Raw genomic sequence first — 216 nt, forward strand, 5'->3', positions numbered from 1 at the left:
TACGAATGATTTCCAACCATTCTGAGGGAACCTTTGGGCGCCTCCGTTACACTTTAGGAGGCGACCGCCCCAGTCAAACTGCCCACCTGACACTGTCTCCCGGGGCGATAAGACCCGTAGGTTAGAATTTCAATACAGTCAGGGCGGTATCCCACCAGCGCCTCCACCGAAGCTAGCGCTCCGGTTTCAATGGCTCCCGCCTATCCTGTACAAACT

Annotated in this window: 1 rRNA gene; it reads right to left on the reverse strand. The window is 55.6% G+C overall.

Annotated elements, in window-relative coordinates:
- A 23S ribosomal RNA gene (locus MR113_RS28125) occupies positions 1–216 on the reverse strand; the annotation flags it as partial.

The organism is Bacillus cereus group sp. BfR-BA-01379 (genome assembly GCF_022663605.1).
Classification (GTDB): domain Bacteria; phylum Bacillota; class Bacilli; order Bacillales; family Bacillaceae_G; genus Bacillus_A; species Bacillus_A mobilis.